Origin of the sequence: Pseudomonas mosselii, assembly GCF_005796105.1 — a bacterium.
In the GTDB taxonomy this organism is placed as follows: domain Bacteria; phylum Pseudomonadota; class Gammaproteobacteria; order Pseudomonadales; family Pseudomonadaceae; genus Aquipseudomonas; species Aquipseudomonas mosselii_C.
Window position 1 is genome coordinate 269,458 of record NZ_VAUO01000007.1, and the last position, 17,228, is coordinate 286,685.

The 17,228-nt window shown below is 63.2% G+C and carries 15 protein-coding genes; 11 read left to right on the forward strand and 4 right to left on the reverse strand.

Features of this window, described 5'->3' with window-relative positions; all coding sequences use genetic code 11:
- Window positions 1–215 precede the first annotated feature (215 nt).
- A complete protein-coding gene (locus FEM01_RS16410) occupies window positions 216–854 on the reverse strand; it encodes a peroxiredoxin (RefSeq protein WP_138220539.1) in 639 nt (212 codons plus the stop codon).
- A 165-nt stretch (window positions 855–1,019) separates the two neighbouring features.
- Window positions 1,020–2,363 carry an OprD family outer membrane porin gene (locus FEM01_RS16415; protein ID WP_138220540.1) on the reverse strand — a complete coding sequence of 448 codons (1,344 nt, stop codon included), beginning with the start codon at window positions 2,361–2,363 and terminating at the stop codon, window positions 1,020–1,022.
- Window positions 2,364–2,887: 524 nt separating this feature from the next.
- On the opposite strand from FEM01_RS16415, the gene tauA reads away from it, so the two are divergent.
- From tauA to tauD, 4 genes are all read left to right on the forward strand, one after another.
- Window positions 2,888–3,859, forward strand: coding sequence for a taurine ABC transporter substrate-binding protein (gene tauA, locus FEM01_RS16420; RefSeq protein WP_138220541.1), 972 nt, complete (start codon window positions 2,888–2,890; stop codon window positions 3,857–3,859).
- A 24-nt stretch (window positions 3,860–3,883) separates the two neighbouring features.
- Window positions 3,884–4,672, forward strand: a complete 789-nt coding sequence (gene tauB, locus FEM01_RS16425; protein WP_138220542.1) for a taurine ABC transporter ATP-binding subunit — start codon at window positions 3,884–3,886, stop codon at window positions 4,670–4,672.
- Window positions 4,669–5,508, forward strand: a complete 840-nt coding sequence (tauC, locus tag FEM01_RS16430; RefSeq protein WP_138220543.1) for a taurine ABC transporter permease TauC — start codon at window positions 4,669–4,671, stop codon at window positions 5,506–5,508. The genes tauB and tauC overlap by 4 nt, the downstream gene beginning before the upstream one ends.
- A 76-nt stretch (window positions 5,509–5,584) precedes the next feature.
- A complete protein-coding gene (tauD, locus tag FEM01_RS16435) occupies window positions 5,585–6,418 on the forward strand; it encodes a taurine dioxygenase (RefSeq protein ID WP_138220544.1) in 834 nt (277 codons plus the stop codon).
- Window positions 6,419–6,475: 57 nt separating this feature from the next.
- Here the strand turns inward: tauD and betT are convergent, their stop codons facing one another.
- Complete coding sequence (gene betT / locus FEM01_RS16440) at window positions 6,476–8,437, reverse strand: choline transporter BetT (protein ID WP_171030981.1); 1,962 nt, start codon at window positions 8,435–8,437, stop codon at window positions 6,476–6,478.
- Window positions 8,438–8,688: 251 nt separating this feature from the next.
- Entirely contained in the window at window positions 8,689–9,621 is a 933-nt protein-coding gene (epsC, locus tag FEM01_RS16445; protein ID WP_138220546.1) for a serine O-acetyltransferase EpsC, read from the reverse strand.
- 301 nt (window positions 9,622–9,922) lie between these two features.
- Here epsC and tcyJ point away from each other — a divergent pair, with 301 nt between their 5' ends.
- The 7 genes from tcyJ (at window position 9,923) to FEM01_RS16485 (ending at window position 17,228) form a co-directional block, all read left to right on the forward strand.
- The gene (gene tcyJ / locus FEM01_RS16450; protein ID WP_138220547.1) at window positions 9,923–10,717 is read left to right on the forward strand and encodes a cystine ABC transporter substrate-binding protein; all 795 of its coding nucleotides are present in this window, start codon (window positions 9,923–9,925) and stop codon (window positions 10,715–10,717) included.
- Window positions 10,714–11,382 (forward strand): cystine ABC transporter permease, encoded by a 669-nt coding sequence (gene tcyL / locus FEM01_RS16455; RefSeq protein WP_138220548.1) that lies wholly within the window; start codon window positions 10,714–10,716, stop codon window positions 11,380–11,382. The genes tcyJ and tcyL overlap by 4 nt, the downstream gene beginning before the upstream one ends.
- Before the next feature lies 1 nt (window position 11,383).
- Window positions 11,384–12,139 carry an L-cystine ABC transporter ATP-binding protein TcyN gene (gene tcyN / locus FEM01_RS16460; RefSeq protein ID WP_138220549.1) on the forward strand — a complete coding sequence of 252 codons (756 nt, stop codon included), beginning with the start codon at window positions 11,384–11,386 and terminating at the stop codon, window positions 12,137–12,139.
- Window positions 12,140–12,495: 356 nt separating this feature from the next.
- Window positions 12,496–13,737, forward strand: a complete 1,242-nt coding sequence (locus FEM01_RS16470) for an SfnB family sulfur acquisition oxidoreductase (RefSeq protein WP_138220551.1) — start codon at window positions 12,496–12,498, stop codon at window positions 13,735–13,737.
- 128 nt (window positions 13,738–13,865) lie between these two features.
- Entirely contained in the window at window positions 13,866–15,047 is a 1,182-nt protein-coding gene (locus tag FEM01_RS16475; protein WP_138220552.1) for an SfnB family sulfur acquisition oxidoreductase, read from the forward strand.
- The gene (locus FEM01_RS16480) at window positions 15,047–16,435 is read left to right on the forward strand and encodes an LLM class flavin-dependent oxidoreductase (protein WP_138220553.1); all 1,389 of its coding nucleotides are present in this window, start codon (window positions 15,047–15,049) and stop codon (window positions 16,433–16,435) included. The genes FEM01_RS16475 and FEM01_RS16480 overlap by 1 nt, the downstream gene beginning before the upstream one ends.
- Entirely contained in the window at window positions 16,428–17,228 is an 801-nt protein-coding gene (locus tag FEM01_RS16485; protein ID WP_138220554.1) for a MetQ/NlpA family ABC transporter substrate-binding protein, read from the forward strand. The genes FEM01_RS16480 and FEM01_RS16485 overlap by 8 nt, the downstream gene beginning before the upstream one ends.

Here is a 17,228-nt window from a genome sequence, read left to right on the forward strand (position 1 = left end):
GATGGAACTGACATTAACAGCTCATCACATATATCTAGAAATCATATTTTTTCATTTGTTTATTCTTTTTTGAGCTATTAGCTGCAAGCTGTAAGCTGCAAGAAAAAGCAGGGCAGCTTGCCGCTTGCCGCTCAACACTTACCGCTCAAAAAAAAGGCCGTCGAAACGGCCCGAAAATCCCTGCTATGGCTAAGAGCACTACAACGAGGAATACATCAACGGTTCGGTTGCGGGGTCAGCCGCAGATACGGTTTCACTGCCCGGTAGCCTTTCGGGAAGCGCTGCTTGATTTCGTCTTCATCCTTGAGCGACGGCACGATCACCACCTCGTCGCCGTCCTGCCAGTTGCCTGGCGTGGCGACCTTGTAGTTGTCGGTCAGTTGCAGCGAGTCGATCACCCGCAGGATTTCATTGAAGTTGCGCCCGGTGCTGGCCGGATAGGTGATCGTCAGGCGTACCTTCTTGTTCGGGTCGATGACGAACAGCGAGCGCACGGTCAGGGTGTCGCTGGCATTGGGGTGGATCAGATCGTACAGGTCGGACACCTTGCGATCGGCGTCGGCGATGATCGGGAAGTTGACCACGGTGTTCTGGGTCTCGTTGATGTCATCGATCCACTTGTGGTGCGAATCCACCGGGTCCACCGACAGGGCGATGGCTTTCACGCCGCGCTTGGCGAAGTCGTCCTTGAGCTTGGCGGTCAGGCCCAGCTCGGTGGTGCACACCGGGGTGAAGTCGGCCGGGTGAGAGAACAGCACGCCCCAGCTGTTGCCCAGCCATTCGTGGAAGCGGATCTTGCCGACGCTGGAATCCTGTTCGAAATCGGGGGCGATGTCGCCGAGTTTGAGGCTCATGGAAGCGGCTCCTGTGCTGTGTCTGGCCTGTGTGGGTTCAATGTGCCTGCTTTTGCATTGGAACAAAAAGAATAAATATCGATTTATTTATAACTGAAAGACATACAAAATCGCAGACACAAAAAAGCCTCGCACTAGGCGAGGCTCTTTGTGTGCGGCTACGACTTACAGGAAGCTGTAAGTGTAGTTCACGATGAAGCGGGTTTGGTCCTGGTCGCGAGTGAACTCGTTACCCGAACCACCGCTCCCGCGATAGACACCTTGACGCAGACTGAAGCCCAAGCCCTTCAGAGTACCTTCCTGAATGGTGTAGTCGACACGAGCGTCGCGCTCCCATTCATTGTAGGTGCCTTGACCGGAGCGATAACGAATGTCGTCACCACGCAGGTAGGAAATCGACGCTTTCAGGCCTGGAATACCCAGACCCGCGAAGTCATACGCATACTGGCCGAAGTTGGTGTTCTCACCAGCACGGGCAAACTGGTTGATCATGCTGTCGGTGAACAGGTAGAAGCTGGCACCACCTGCACCTTCGGAGGTGCCGCTACCGTTGACCAGGCTACCTTGGTTCAGCCAGACGAAACCGCCGTCATCGCCAACTTGCTGACGCCCAACCAGGAACGAGTGACCGCCCAGGGTGTAGGTGAACATGGCGGACCAGGTCTTGTTGTCGACCTCGCCAGTGTTCTTCGCGTAGCCATTGTTGTTGTTGAAGTTATAGGTCGCGTCATTGCCATTCTTGCCATCGCTGCTGCTATCGAAGTAGCGCAGGTCGGTCTTGAACGACTGGTTGTCAGCGATCTTGAAGACATGGGTCGCACCCAGGAAGTGCTGCTTGTAGAAGTCTTCCAGGTTCGAGTAGTAGTACTGCAGGGTCAGGTCTGGAGTGAGCTTGTAGTCCAGGCCGCCGTAGCGGAACTTGTTACTTTCGGCAGTAGCACCGTTCACCGACAGGCCGGTACGGTTGCTCGAAGCGCGACCCATTGCGTGGGTCAGCTGACCGGCGTTGATGGTCAGGTTGTCGATTTCTTTCGAGCTGATGGTGCCGCCTTCGAAGGTCTGCGGCAGCAGGCGACCATCGTTGGAAACCAGAATTGGCAGGTTCGGCGCGAGTGCGCTACCGAAGTGAGCCTCGGTCTTCGAGAAGCGAGCCTTGGCATTGGCACCGAAGCGAGCCCACTGATTGGCCGAGCCTTTGCCGTCATCCGGGAAGAAACCACCTTTGTGGTAACCCTGGCCACCATCCAGATGAATACCCCACAGCGCCTGCGCGTCAACGCCAAAGCCTACAGTGCCTTGAGTGAAGCCGGAGATGTAGTCGACTTTGAAGCCTTGACCGCTTTCGCGCTGGTCACGACGCGGGGTCGCCGGGCTTTCACGGACGTTGTTGTCGAAATACATGGTGCGCGAGCTCAGGGACAGCTTGCTGTCCTCGATGAAACCGGCAGCGCCTGCTTGTTGGGCGAGAACCCCCAGTGCCACGGCCAGGGCCAGGCTGGACTTGTACATGCTTTGCTCCTCTACGTTCTAATTTTTGTGCGTCTCAAGCGGCAGGATCTGAGCCCCACTCACCCGGATTGGCGATTTGGACCAAAGCGTGACTTGTTAGTCAACCGCTGACGGTCGAAACACGACCTTGGTCTAAGCCGCCACCTGCGCTACAGGATAATGACAATCCTATAAATCCAAAATGACCGTTTTATGAATCTGTAAGACTATTACGGAATAACTTTGGAACCTTTACTGCCTAAAGTTGTATCGACGTGGCCAATCATACCTTTAGGTTATGTAAAAACGTTTGCCTCCCGTCAACGCCCCGCGCTCGGCCTTGAGCAGGGCGCGAGAGACTAGCAGGTTCGCCGGGATATGCCACCGCAAGAGATCGGATGACCGACAAAGCCCACCGGCAACCGCGCGCCCGACACGCGCACCGATTGGCTTTAAGCTAATGCAAAAAAGTTATTTATTTTAGATTTCTTAGATCATTTAGCCTTCTCGTCAACCCACCCCTAGTGCCTGACGAGAGGTTCACCATGATCCCGCACGCTCCGCTGCGCCTGTTCGCCGCCCTGACCCTCGCCAGCACCAGCTGGTTCGCCCAGGCCGCCGATTTGACCGTCGCTTACCAGACCACCGTCGACCCCGCCAAGGTTGCCCAGGTGGACGGTGACTACGAGAAAGCCAGCAAGGCCAGCATCGACTGGCGCAAGTTCGACAACGGCGCCGACGTGATCACCGCCGTTGCCAGCGGCGACGTACAGATCGGCTACCTAGGCTCCAGCCCCCTGGCCGCCGCCGCTACCCGCAAGCTGCCCGTCGAGACCTTCCTCATTGCCACCCAGATCGGGGCCGGCGAGGCGCTGGTGGCGCGTGACAGCATCAAGACCCCGCAGGACCTGATCGGCAAGAAAGTCGCCGTGCCCTTCGTTTCCACCGGCCACTACAGCCTGCTGGCCGCGCTCAAGGCATGGAACATCGACCCCGCCAAGGTGCAGATCCTCAACCTGGCGCCACCAGCGATCATTGCCGCCTGGAAGCGCGGCGACATCGACGCCACCTACGTTTGGGACCCCGCCCTGGGCGTGGCCAAGGAAAACGGCAAGGTGCTGATCACCTCCGGCGAGCTGGCCAAGAAAGGCGCCCCTACCTTCGATGCCTGGATCGTGCGCAAGGACTTCGCCGCCAAGCACCCCGACGTGGTCAAGGCCTTCGCCAAGGTGACCCTGGACGCCTACGCCGACTACCGCAAGGACCCGAACGCCTGGCTGGCCAACCCAGACAACGTCGCCAAGCTGGCCAAGCTGTCCGGCGCCAAGCCGGCTGACATTCCGGTACTGCTGCAAGGCAACGTGTACCCACTGGCCGCCGATCAGGCCAGCGCCCTCGGCGCCCCGACCACCCAGGCGCTGACCGACACCGCCACCTTCCTCAAGCAACAGGGCAAGGTCGATTCGGTCCTGCCGGACTACTCGCCCTACGTCAGCAAGCAATACCTGCCCAACTAAGCCTCGCAGCGACCGGAGCCCGTCATGGCCTTGCTCGAACTGGAGCGCATCAGCGCACAGTACCCCGGCGCCAGTACCCCAGTGCTGGCCGACATCAACCTTTCGTTGGGACCACGCCAACTGCTGGTGGCCCTCGGGCCTTCCGGCAGCGGCAAGACCTCGTTGCTCAACCTGATCGCCGGTTTCGTCGCCCCCAGCGGCGGACGCATCACCCTCGACGGCGTACCAGTGCAAGGGCCGGGCGCCGAGCGTGGCGTGGTGTTCCAGGACGATGCCTTGCTGCCCTGGCAAGACGTGCTGGGCAACGTCGCCTTCGGCCTGGCACTGGCCGGCGTGCCGCGCGCCCAGCGTGAGGCCAAGGCCCGCGAGATGCTCGCGCTGGTCGACCTCGAAGGCTTCGCCACGCGGCACATCTGGCAGCTCTCGGGTGGGCAGAAACAGCGCGTGGGCCTGGCCCGGGCGCTGGCCGCCGACCCGCGTGTGCTGCTGATGGACGAACCGTTCGGCGCCCTCGACGCCTTTACCCGCGAGCAGATGCAGCAATTGCTGCTGCAAGTCTGGCAGCGTACGGCCAAGCCTGTGTTCCTGATCACCCACGACATCGAAGAAGCGGTGTTCCTGGCCAGCGAACTGGTGTTGCTGGCACCTAACCCCGGGCGCGTGGTCGAGCGTCTGCAACTGGACTTCGGCCAGCGCTACGCCGCTGGCGAGCCCGCCCGGGCGATCAAGTCCGACCCGCGTTTCATCGAAACCCGCGAGCACGTGCTGGCCCGCGTGTTTTCCCAACGGCAAAGCCAGCAGGAGCCCGCATGAGCAGCCTGGACCTGCCGGTCGCCGGCAAGCGCGATACCCATTCCCGCCCCACCCTGAAGGTGCGCCGCCACCTGCCTACGCGGTGGATCAGCGCACTGACCCTGGCCGCGCTAGTGTCGGCTTGGTGGCTGGTGACCGCTGCCGGCTGGATCGAACCGCTGTTTCTACCCTCGCCCGCCGACATCGCCAGCAAGGGCTGGACCCTGCTGACCCAAGGCTACATGGACGCCAGCCTCTGGCAGCACCTTGGCGCAAGCCTGGGCCGCATCGGCCTAGCGTTGGTGGCCGCGACCCTCAGCGCCATCCCGGTGGGCATCGCCATCGGCTACAACCGCGTGGCGCGCGGCATTCTCGACCCGCTGATCGAGTTCTACCGGCCGATCCCGCCGCTGGCCTACCTGCCGCTGATCGTGATCTGGTGCGGCATCGGCGAGCTGTCGAAGGTACTGCTGATTTATCTCGCGATCTTCGCCCCGGTCGCCATCGCCACCGCCACCGGCGTGCGCACCGTCGACCCGGCCAAGCTGCGCGCGGCGCAGTCGCTGGGGGCAAGCAAGGCCCAGTTGATTCGCCACGTGATCCTGCCCAGCGCCCTGCCCGACATCCTCACGGGCATCCGCATCGGCCTGGGGGTGGGTTGGTCGACGCTGGTGGCCGCCGAATTGATCGCCGCCACCAGCGGCCTGGGCTTCATGGTGCAGTCGGCGGCGCAGTTTCTGGTCACCGACGTGGTGGTGCTGGGGATCCTGCTCATCGCCTTGATCGCCTTTGCCCTGGAAATGGGCCTGCGCGCGCTGCAACGCAAGCTGGTGCCCTGGCACGGGCAAAGCCACTGAGCCTTTTCACGACCAATGTAGGAGCGGCCTCGTGCCGCTCCTACACGGATCTGCACAACTTCATACGAGACCGACCATGAGCCTGACCATCACCCCCCTCAGCCCGGCCCTCGGCGCGCAGATCAGCGGCGTGGACCTCAGCCGCCAGATCACCGCCGAGCAGCGTGACGCCATCGAGCAGGCGTTGCTCCAGCATCAGGTACTGTTCTTGCGCGACCAGCCGATCACCCCCGAGCAGCAGGCCCGTTTCGCCGCCCGCTTCGGTGACCTGCATATCCACCCGATCTACCCCAACGTGCCGGACACGCCACAGGTGCTGATCCTCGACACCGCAGTCACCGACGTGCGCGACAACGCCGTCTGGCATACCGATGTGACCTTCCTGCCGACCCCGGCGCTGGGCGCGGTGCTGAGCGCCAAGCAACTGCCGGCGTATGGCGGCGATACCCTGTGGGCCAGCGGCATCGCAGCGTTCGAGGCGTTGTCGGCGCCGTTGCGCGGGCTGCTCGACGGGCTCACCGCTACCCACGACTTCACCAAGTCGTTCCCGCTGGAGCGCTTCGGCAGCACTCCCGAAGACCTCGCGCGCTGGGAGGCCACCCGACGCAACAATCCGCCACTGTCACACCCGGTAGTGCGCACCCATCCGGTCAGCGGGCGCAAGGCGCTGTTCGTCAACGAAGGGTTCACCACGCGCATCAATGAACTGAGCGAGCTGGAAGGCGAGGCCTTGCTCAAACTGCTGTTCGCCCATGCCACTCGGCCGGAGTTCAGTATCCGCTGGCGTTGGCAGGAGAACGACGTGGCGTTCTGGGACAACCGCGTGACCCAGCATTTCGCGGTGGATGACTATCGGCCGAACCGGCGCGTGATGCACCGGGCGACCATTCTGGGAGATGCACCTTTCTAAAGTGCTTTCCTGCACTGGCCTCTTCGCGGGCTTGCCCGCGAAGAATCCAACGACTATCTACCTGACCAGATGCAGGAACTGCATGTGCCGCTCGTACTGGTCGAGGATGTCATTGATGATCTGCTCCTTGCTGTAGCCCACCAGGTCGTAGTTCTGGCTGCCTTCAGACAGATGCACCTCGGCCCGGTAATAGCGCCGGTTCTTCAGCTCCTGGGTGCCCAATCCACCCAAGGCGAATGACGGGGTGAAGTACCCACGCATCTGCACCTGGTAGATGAACGGCTGCTCTTCGCCATGCCCGACCTTGAGACTGACATTGTCATGGCTCGGGTCGTCCTGGGTCACCAGCACCAGCCCCTTCTGCTCGAACACCTCACGCACATCGGCAATCGCCGGGCGCACCACGTCGTCCATGAAACGGTACACCTCGTCGCGTGACGGGAAGTGCACCGCCTGGCTCAGGCGCTGGCGCCAGCCGCCACGACCACGGCGCGACTGGGCGAACGGTGCCAGCGAGTGCATCTGCGCAATCTGCCGCTGGCCCTCCAGGTAGAAGGCCTTGTGCAGCCCCCACATCATGCACAGCAGGATCAGCGAGAACGGCAGCGAAGTCAGCACCACCGCCGACTTGAGCGAGTCGATACTGCCGGCGAACAGTAAGCCGCTGGTGATCAGCGCGGTCATCGCGCCCCAGAAGATGCGCAGCCAGTTCGGCCCGTCTTCATCGGCCCCACCGCCTTTGGCCGAGAGCGTCGACAGCACCACCGTGCCGGAGTCGGCGGAGGTGACGAAGAACACGAAGCTGATGAACACCGTCACAGCAATCACCGTCTTGCTCCACGGGTAGGTTTCCAGCAGCAGGTACAGGCTCATCGACGGGTTATCCAGAGCCGACTGGCCCAGCGCCGCCATGCCATGGTTGATCACCTGGTCCAGGGCGCTGTTACCGAAGATCGACATCCACGCCAGGGTGAAGCCCAACGGAATCAGCAGCACGCCGAAGACGAACTCGCGGATGGTGCGCCCACGCGAGATACGCGCGATGAATAGCCCCACGAACGGCGCCCAGGCAATCCACCAAGCCCAGTAGAACACCGTCCAGCCGCCCAGCCAGTCGCGGTTCTCGCCATAGGCGTACACGTCGAAGCTCTTGCGTGGCAGCGCGCCGAGGTAGTCGCCAAGGTTCTGGATCAGGGTGTTGAACAGGTGCTGGGTGGGCCCCGCGAACAGCACGAACAGCAGCAACGCGCAGGCCAGAAACAGGTTGATGTCGCTCATCACCCGCACGCCCTTCTCGACCCCGGCCACTGCCACGGCCACCGCCGCGCCCATCATCAAGGTGATCAGAATCACCTGCACCCACTGGCTGTGGCTAATGCCGAAAAGGTAATCCAGGCCGGCGTTCAGGTGCAGCACACCAAAGCCCATGTCCGCGCCCAGCCCGAACACCGTGGCGATGATGCCGAAGCCATCCACCGCGTAGCCAATCGGCCCGTTGATGCGCTTGCCGATCAGCGGATACAGCGCCGAGCGCAGCGCCAGTGGCAGGTTGTGGCGATAGGCGAAGTAGGCCAGCGCCATGCCGACGAAGGCGAACACGCCCCAGCCATGCAGGCCCCAATGCAGAAACAGGATCTGCATCGCCTGACGCCCGGCCTCAGCCGTGCCCGCCTCGCCCTGGGGCGGCTGGAGCATATGGGTGAGCGGCTCGGAAACACAGAAGAAGAACAACGTGATGCTGATGCCAGCGGCGAACAGCATGCCGGCCCAGGACAGGTAGCTGAACTCGGGTTCGTCATGATCGGCGCCGAGTTTGATCTTGCCGTAGCCCGACAGCGCGGTGACCACCACGAACACCAGGTACAAGGTCATGGCCAGCATGTAGTACCAGCCGACCGTGTTGGCCGCCCAGTTCTGCGCCGCCAGCAGCCACTCGCCGGAGGCTTGCGGGAAGGCGATGACCACTAGGCCGAACAGCAGGATGAAGGTTGCCGCGAAGTAGAACACCGGAGGGTTCATGCGGATCTTGCCATTGGCAAGGACAGGGGTCGGTGCACTCATCGGCGGCGCACCTCGTCGAAGGACGTGAGGTTCGGATTGAACGGGTTCAGCAAAGGCGATTCCTCCTTTTGAACACCGGCAATGGACCAGCGTTTTTCGTTGAACAAGCGTTCAAGTTAAACATGGAATGGATTTCAATGCGAACCGGGGCGCTGATCGGCACCCGCCAGTACCAGCCTCTTGGCGGTACTGGCGCCCCATGATTCAGGTCACTGCTTGTCCTGGCAATCCAATTGCAGATTGGCCTGGGTAATGTTGCTCTGGGCCGGCACGCTACGGGTCAGCCACACGTTGCCGCCGATGGTCGAGCCCTGCCCGATGGTGATCCGCCCCAGGATAGTGGCGCCGGCATAGATCACCACGTCGTCCTCGACGATCGGATGCCGCGCCAGGCCCTTGTGCAGCGTGCCCGACTCGTCGCTGGGGAAGCGCTTGGCGCCTAACGTCACCGCCTGATAGATGCGTACCCGCTCGCCGATGATCGCCGTCTCGCCGATGACCACACCCGTGCCATGGTCGATGAAGAAGCTCTGACCAATCTGCGCGCCAGGGTGAATGTCGATACCGGTGGCCGAGTGCGCCAGCTCCGAGCTGATCCGCGCCAGCAGCGGCAAGCCGGCGCGATACAAGTGATGAGCCAGGCGGTGATGGATGATCGCCAGGATACCGGGGTAGCACAGCAGCACTTCGTCGACGCTGCGCGCGGCGGGGTCGCCGTGGTAGGCGGCGAGCACGTCGGTGTCCAGCAGCACGCGCAGGCCCGGCAGGGCAGCGGCGAAGTCCTGGATCAAGCGCAGGGCGTGGGCGTCGACATCCACGACGTCGGTCTTGCCGTGGCGGGCAGCGTAGCGCAGCTCCAGGCGCGCCTGGCCCAGCAACGCGGTGAGCGCCGCGTCGAGGGTGTGCCCGACGTAGAAGTCCTCACTTTCCTCGCGCAGGTCCACCGGGCCCAGGCGCATCGGAAACAGCGCACCGCACAGTTGTTCGAGAATCTGACGCAGCGCCTCGCGCGAGGGCAACTCGCGCCCGCCCTGCTCGCCAGTGCTGCGCCCATTACGGGTGCGCCACTGTTCGCGAGCACTGCGCAGGCCACTGACGATGCTGGGCAACTGCCAGTGCCCGGTTGATGGTTGTTCGCTCACGGTGTTCTCCTGGCCTATTGTTTTCGCCTGGACCGGCCCTTTCGCGGGCCAGCACTGGCTACATGCCTTGCACGATACGCCAAATCCCCCTCTTGGAAAAAACAACGCTTTATTCCATCCTGCACTAAGTCAGGCATAAGCCACGCTGACGGGTCGTCGATTCCTGACTACCCTCAACCCTGCCACGGGATGGCAATGAGCAGCCACGGAATAACCACCGGATTTTTTATTATTTCCAGGCCTATACGGCTCAGTCTTATAGTTGCCACCCACCACTTTCACCACAAGCGCGGGGCCACACATGACCAGATTCGCCAAACCTCTTCTCAACGCCAGCCTCGCACTGCTGCTGAGCGCCGGCCTGCTGAGCCAGGCGTCTGCCGGCGAGCAGCTCAAGACTATCCAGGAAAAGGGCGTGATCAACGTCGGCCTCGAAGGCACCTACCCACCGTTCAGCTACCAGGACGAAAACGGCAAGCTGGCCGGCTTCGAAGTCGAGCTATCGGAACTGCTGGCCAAGGAACTGGGGGTCAAGGCCAAGATTCAGCCGACCAAGTGGGACGGTATCCTCGCCGCACTCGACTCCAAGCGCCTGGACGTGGTGATCAACCAGGTCACCATCTCCGAGGAGCGCAAGAAGAAGTACGACTTCTCCACGCCCTATACCATCTCCGGCATCCAGGCGCTGATCCTGAAGAAAAAGGCCGACCAGCTGAATATCCAGAAGGCCGCGGACCTGGCGGGCAAGAAGGTCGGCGTGGGCTTGGGCACCAACTACGAGCAATGGGTGAAGAAGGACGTCCCGCAAGCCGAGGTGCGCACCTATGAAGACGACCCGAGCAAATTCGCCGACCTGCGCAACGGCCGCATCGACGCCATCCTGATCGACCGCCTGGCCGCGCTGGAATACGCCCAGAAAGCCAAGGACACCCAGCTGGCCGGCGACGCCTTCTCGCGCCTGGAAAGCGGCGTAGCCCTGCGCAAGGGCGAACCTGAACTGCTGGCGGCCATCGACACGGCGCTGGACAAGCTCAAGGCTGACGGCAGCCTGGCCAAGCTGTCCGAGAAATACTTCGGTGCCGATGTCACCAAATGATTCCTGAAACCCTGCAACTTGTTGTCGACTCCGCGCCCTTCCTGCTCAAGGGCGCGGGCTACACGGTGCTGCTCAGTGTCGGCGGCATGTTCTTCGGCCTGCTGCTGGGCTTCGCCCTGGCGCTGATGCGTTTGTCGAAGATCCTGCCGCTGAACTGGCTGGCGCGCATCTATGTGTCGTTCTTCCGTGGCACGCCGCTGCTGGTGCAGCTGTTCGTGATCTATTTCGGGCTACCGCAGATCGGTGTCGAACTCGACCCGATCCCGGCCTCGCTGATTGGCCTGTCATTGAACATGGCCGCGTACATCTGCGAAATCCTGCGCGCCGCGATCGCCTCGATCGACCGTGGCCAATGGGAAGCCGCCGCCAGCATCGGCATGACCCGCACCCAGGCGATGCGCCGCGCGATCTTGCCCCAGGCCCTGCGTACCGCGCTGCCGCCGCTGGGCAACAGCTTCATCTCACTGGTCAAGGACACCGCCCTGGCAGCCACCATCCAGGTGCCCGAGCTGTTCCGTCAGGCGCAATTGATCACGGCGCGCACCTTCGAGGTGTTCACCATGTACGTGGCGGTTGCGGTGGTCTACTGGATCCTCTGCAGCATCCTCGCGCACTTCCAGAACCGCATGGAAGCGCGAGTCAACCAGCACGACCAGGAGCACTGAGATGATCGTAGTAGAAGGCCTGACCAAGCAGTTCAAGGGCCAGACCGTGCTCAACGGCATCGACCTGACCGTGCAGCCCGGTGAAGTAGTGGCCATCATCGGCCCAAGCGGCTCGGGCAAGACCACGTTCCTGCGCTGCCTGAACCTGCTGGAAACCCCTGACGCCGGGCGGATCCAGATCGGCGATATCAGCATCGATGCCAACCGCCCACTGGGCAATCAGCAAGGGGCGATTCGCCGCCTGCGCCAGCAGGCCGGTTTCGTGTTCCAGAACTTCAACCTGTTCCCCCATCGCACGGCCCTGGAGAACATCATCGAGGGGCCGGTGATCGTCAAAAAGACCCCTCGCGACCAAGCAGTGGCGCTGGGTCGTCGGCTGCTGGCCAAGGTCGGTCTGGCAGGCCGTGACGATGCCTACCCACGGCGCCTGTCCGGTGGCCAGCAGCAACGGGTGGCCATCGCCCGGGCGCTGGCCATGGAGCCGGAGGTGATCTTGTTCGACGAGCCCACCTCAGCGCTGGACCCGGAGTTGGTCGGTGAGGTGCTGGCGACCATCCGCGGGCTGGCTGAGGAGAAGCGCACCATGCTCATCGTCACCCACGAGATGAGCTTCGCCCGCGATGTCGCCAACCGGGTGATCTTCTTCGACAAGGGCGTGATCGTCGAACAGGGCGAGGCCAAGGCGTTGTTCGCCAACCCGCAGCAGGAGCGCACGCGGCAATTCCTCAGCAAGTTCCTGGGCACCGCTGCGCTTTGACCCTCCTGCACAACCCGCTGTATCTGTAGGAGCGGCCTTGTGTCGCGAAAGGGCTGCGTAGCAGCCCCAGGATCTCGGCCACGGCACATATCGTCGGGGGCGCTCCTACAGGATCGTGCAAAGCCAGAATCCAGCGCAGCACCTGATCAACCCGACTTCTATTCATATTCCAAAGAGTTAGTTCATAAAATCTATATAAGCCATTAGGGTATATAGACCGGACCACCGGACCAGCAATCGTCCGTCGCCACCACCCCAGCGACGCCAACTATTTTGTGAGGTTCAGGAATGGTCAGGATCACAATCACCCCAGTGCGTAACGCCAGGGCATTGAGTGCAGCCAAGGAGCGGCACTGATGTCCAGCCAACCAACTACCCCCCTCGACAGCGATATCGACAGCTCGCCCCTGCTGCTGCCGGCCAAGGTGCTGCGCAGCGACGCCGAGGCCCTGCAAGCCGCCCGTGAGCTGGCCGAGCTGGCCCGCGAGCAGGCCGCCCGCCGCGATCAACAACGCAAGCTACCGTGGGCCGAGATCGAACAGTTCACCCGCAGTGGCCTGGGCAGCATCAGTATTCCCAAAGCCTATGGGGGCCCACAGGTTTCCTTCGAGACCACCGCCGAAGTGTTCCGCCTGATCAGCGCCGCAGACCCCGCGCTCGGGCAGATCCCGCAAAACCATTTCGGCATCCTGCAACTGGTACGCCTGACCGCGACCGAAGCGCAGAAGCAAGCCATCTTCGGCTCGGTGCTCGACGGCTGGCGCATCGGCAATGCCGGCCCCGAGCGCGGCACCAAGGACACCCTGACGCTCAAGGCACGCATCACCCGCGAGGGCGACAGCTACCGCATCAGCGGCGAGAAGTTCTACTCCACCGGCGCCCTCTATGCCCATTGGGTGGCCGTCAAAGCCCTCGACGACGACGGCCGCCAACGCCTGGCGTTCGTACGTCGGGGTAGCCCGGGGCTGCGCATCGTCGACGACTGGTCGGGCTTCGGCCAACGCACCACCGCCAGCGGCACGGTGCTGCTGGACCAGGTGCCAGTGGACGCCGAACTGGTGCTCGACAACTGGCGCCAGCGCGATGTGCCGAATATCCAGGGCGCCTCATCGCAACTGGTGCAAGCGGCCATCGACGCAGGCATCGCTGAGGCGGCCATCAACGACACGATCCGCTTCGTGCGGGAAAAGTCCAGGCCGTGGATCGATGCCAATGTCGAGCGCGCCAGCGACGACCCTTATGTGATCGCCGATATCGGCCGCCTGAAGCTCGACTTGCACGCCGCCGAAGCGCTGCTGCGCAAGGCCGCACGCGTGCTCGACGAGGTCGACGCCGGCCCCATCGATGCCGCCGCTGCGGCGCGTGCCTCGATCGCCGTGGCCGAAGCCAAGGTACTGACCACCGAAATCGCCCTGCAAGCGAGCGAAAAGCTCTTTGAGCTGGCCGGCAGCCGCGCCAGCCTGGCCGAGTTCAATCTCGACCGGCACTGGCGCAATGCCCGGGTGCACACCCTGCACGACCCGGTGCGCTGGAAGTATCACGCGGTCGGCGCCTATTACCTCAACGGCACCCTGCCCGCTCGCCATTCCTGGATCTGATTTCGGCACTGGGGCTGCTTTGCAGCCCTTTCGCGGCACTAGACCGCTCCTACAACCGCGATTCCTTGTAGGAGCGGCCTAGTGCCGCGAAAGGGCCGCAACGCGGCCCCATGGCCCCGGAGAACCCCATGACAGCAACCCTTATCACCAGCGACTACCAAGCGCTTGACGTCGCTGATCAGCTCGCCCAACAACTGTCCCGCGACAGCGCCATCCGCGACCGCGAGCGCCGCCTGCCCCACGCCGAACTGGACCATTTCGTGCACACCGGCCTATGGGGCATCAGCGTGCCCAAGGCCCACGGCGGCGCCGGTGTATCCAGCGCCACTCTGGCCAAGGTGGTCGCCCGCATCGCCCAGGCCGACGCCTCGATCGGGCAGATCCCGCAGAACCACTTCTACGCCCTGGAAGTGCTGCGAGTGAACGGCAGCGCCGAGCAGCAGCGCCGGCTGTACGCCGAGGTGCTCGCAGGCAAACGCTTCGGCAACGCCCTGGCCGAGATCGGCACCAAGACCGCCGCCGACCGCACTACGCGCCTGACCCGCGACGGCGACGGTTTTCGCATCAATGGCCGCAAGTTCTACTGCACCGGCGCGCTCTATGCACAGCGCATCCCCACCCTGGTGATTGGCGAGCACGAGGTCCAGTACCTGGCTTACGTACCCGCCGACAGCCAAGGCGTGCAGGTAATCGACGACTGGAGCGGCTTCGGCCAGCGCACCACTGGCAGTGGCTCGGTGCTGTTCGACAACGTGGCGGTGGCCGCTGCGGACGTGGTGCCGTTCTCCAGTGCGTTCGAGCGCCCCACCACCGTTGGCCCACTGGCGCAGATCCTCCATGCCGCCATCGACACCGGTATCGCCCGCGCGGCCTTCGAAGATGCCCTGCATTTCGTGCGCACCCGCAGCCGGCCTTGGGTCGACGCGGGTCTTGATAAAGCCAGCGACGATCCGCTGACCCTCAAGAGCTTTGGTCACCTGGCCATCCGCCTGCACGCCGCCGAGGCGCTGCTTGAACGCGCTGGCGAAATCCTCGACATCGCCCAGCGCGACAGTAATGCCGATACCGTTGCCGCCGCGTCCATCGCCGTGGCCGAGGCCCGTGCGATCAGCACCGAGATCTCCCTGGCCGCCGGCACCACGCTGTTCGAACTGGCCGGCAGCCAGGCCACCCTGGCCGAGCACAACCTCGACCGCCACTGGCGCAATGCGCGGGTACATACCCTGCACGATCCGGTGCGCTGGAAGTACCACGCCATCGGCAACTACTACCTCAACGACGAGAAGCCGCCACGCCGGGGGACGATCTGATGGCCAAGCAGATCCTGCTCAATGCCTTCAACATGAATTGCATCGGGCATATCAACCACGGCCTGTGGACCCACCCGCGCGACACCTCGACCCAGTACAAGACCCTCGCCTACTGGACCGACCTGGCACGCCTGCTGGAGCGTGGGCTGTTCGACGGCTTGTTCATCGCCGACATCGTCGGCACCTACGACATCTATGGCCAGTCGCTTGACGTGACCCTGAAAGAGTCGATCCAGCTGCCGGTCAACGACCCACTGTTGCTGGTCTCGGCCATGGCCGCCGTCACCGAACACCTGGGCTTCGGCCTCACCGCCAACCTCACCTACGAGGCGCCCTACCTGTTTGCCCGGCGCCTCTCGACCCTCGACCACCTGAGCAACGGCCGGGTGGGCTGGAACATCGTCACCGGTTATCTCGACAGCGCCGCCCGCGCCATGGGCCTGAGCGAACAGCCCGAGCATGACCGGCGCTACGACCAGGCCGACGAGTACCTGCAAGTGCTGTACAAGCTGCTCGAAGGCAGTTGGGACGATGACGCCGTGGTCGCCGACCGCACCCAACGGGTGTATGCCCGGCCAGACAAAGTGCGCAAGGTCACCCACCAGGGCCCGTTCTACACGGTCGAGGGCTACCACCTGTGCGAGCCTTCGCCCCAGCGCACACCGGTGCTGTTCCAGGCCGGCAGCTCGACGCGCGGGCTGAGCTTCGCTGGCGCACATGCCGAGTGCGTGTTCATCAGCGGCCAGAACAAGGCCGCCACCCGCGCCCAGGTCGACAAGGTGCGCGCCGCGGCCGCAGCCGCAGGCCGTGACCCGCAGGCGATCAAGGTGTTCATGGGCATCACGGTGATCGTCGCCGCCACCGAGCAGCAAGCCCAGGCACTGCATGCAGAGTACCTGCGCCACGCCAGCCCCGAAGCGGGCGTGGCGCACTTCGCCGCCTCCACCGGCATCGATTTCGCCGCCTTCGAACTCGACGAGCCGATCGGCTTCAGCCAGGGCAACGCGATCCAGTCCGCCACCCGCCAGTTGCAGGACAACGCCTGGACCCGCCGCCGCTTGCTCGAACAGCACGCCTTGGGCGGCCGTTACGTGACCCTGGTCGGCTCACCTGAGCAAGTCGCCGAACAACTGATCGGCTGGATCGACGACACCGGCCTGGACGGCTTCAACCTGACCCGCACCGTCACCCCGGAAAGCTTCGAAGCCTTCATCGACCTGGTGGTACCGCAACTGCAACGCCGTGGCCGCTACAAAACCGCCTACAGCCAAGGCACGCTGCGCGAAAAACTCTTCGCCAGTGACCACCCGTACCTGCCTGCCGAACACCCCGGCTCGGCCTATCGCACTGACCACACTGCCCCGACTGGAGCCCTGCACCATGCTTGAGAAATTGTTTCGGCCCGTCGCGGCCATCGCCCTGGGCCTCGGCCTGTCCGCCGCCGCGCTGGCCGCCGAGCCGCTGAAAATCGGCACCACCGCCGCTTTCGCCATCCCGCTGGAAGCAGCCGTGGAAGAGGCCCACAAGCAAGGCCTGGAGGTAAAGCTGATCGAATTCAGCGACTGGATCGCGCCCAACGTCAGCCTCAACAGCGGCGATATCGACGTGAACTACTTCCAGCACATCCCGTTCCTGGAAAACGCCAAGGCCGCTGCCGGATTCGACCTCGTGCCATATGCCCCAGGCATCATCAACAACGTCGGCCTGTACTCGAAAAAGTACAAGCGCTTCGCCGAGCTGCCCGAGGGCGCCAGCGTGGCCATCGCCAACGACCCGATCAACAGTGGTCGCGGCCTGCAACTGCTGGCCAAGGCGGGCCTGATCAGCCTCAAACCCGGCGTCGGCTACAAGGCCACCGAGGACGACATCGTCGCCAACCCGAAGAAGATCAAGATTCTCCAGGTCGAGGCCGTGCAGCTGGTGCGTGCCTACGATGACGCTGACCTGGTGCAGGGCTACCCGGCCTACATCCGCCTGGCCAACACCTTCGACGCCACCTCGGCACTGCTGTTCGATGGCCTGGAGAACAAGGAATACGTGATCCAGTTCGTCATTCGTCCGCAAGAAAAGAACGACCCGCGCCTGGCCAAGTTCGTCGATATCTACCAGCACTCTCCCGTCGTGCGCGCCGCCCTGGACAAGGCCCACGGCAAGCTCTACCAGGCCGGCTGGGAAGGCTGA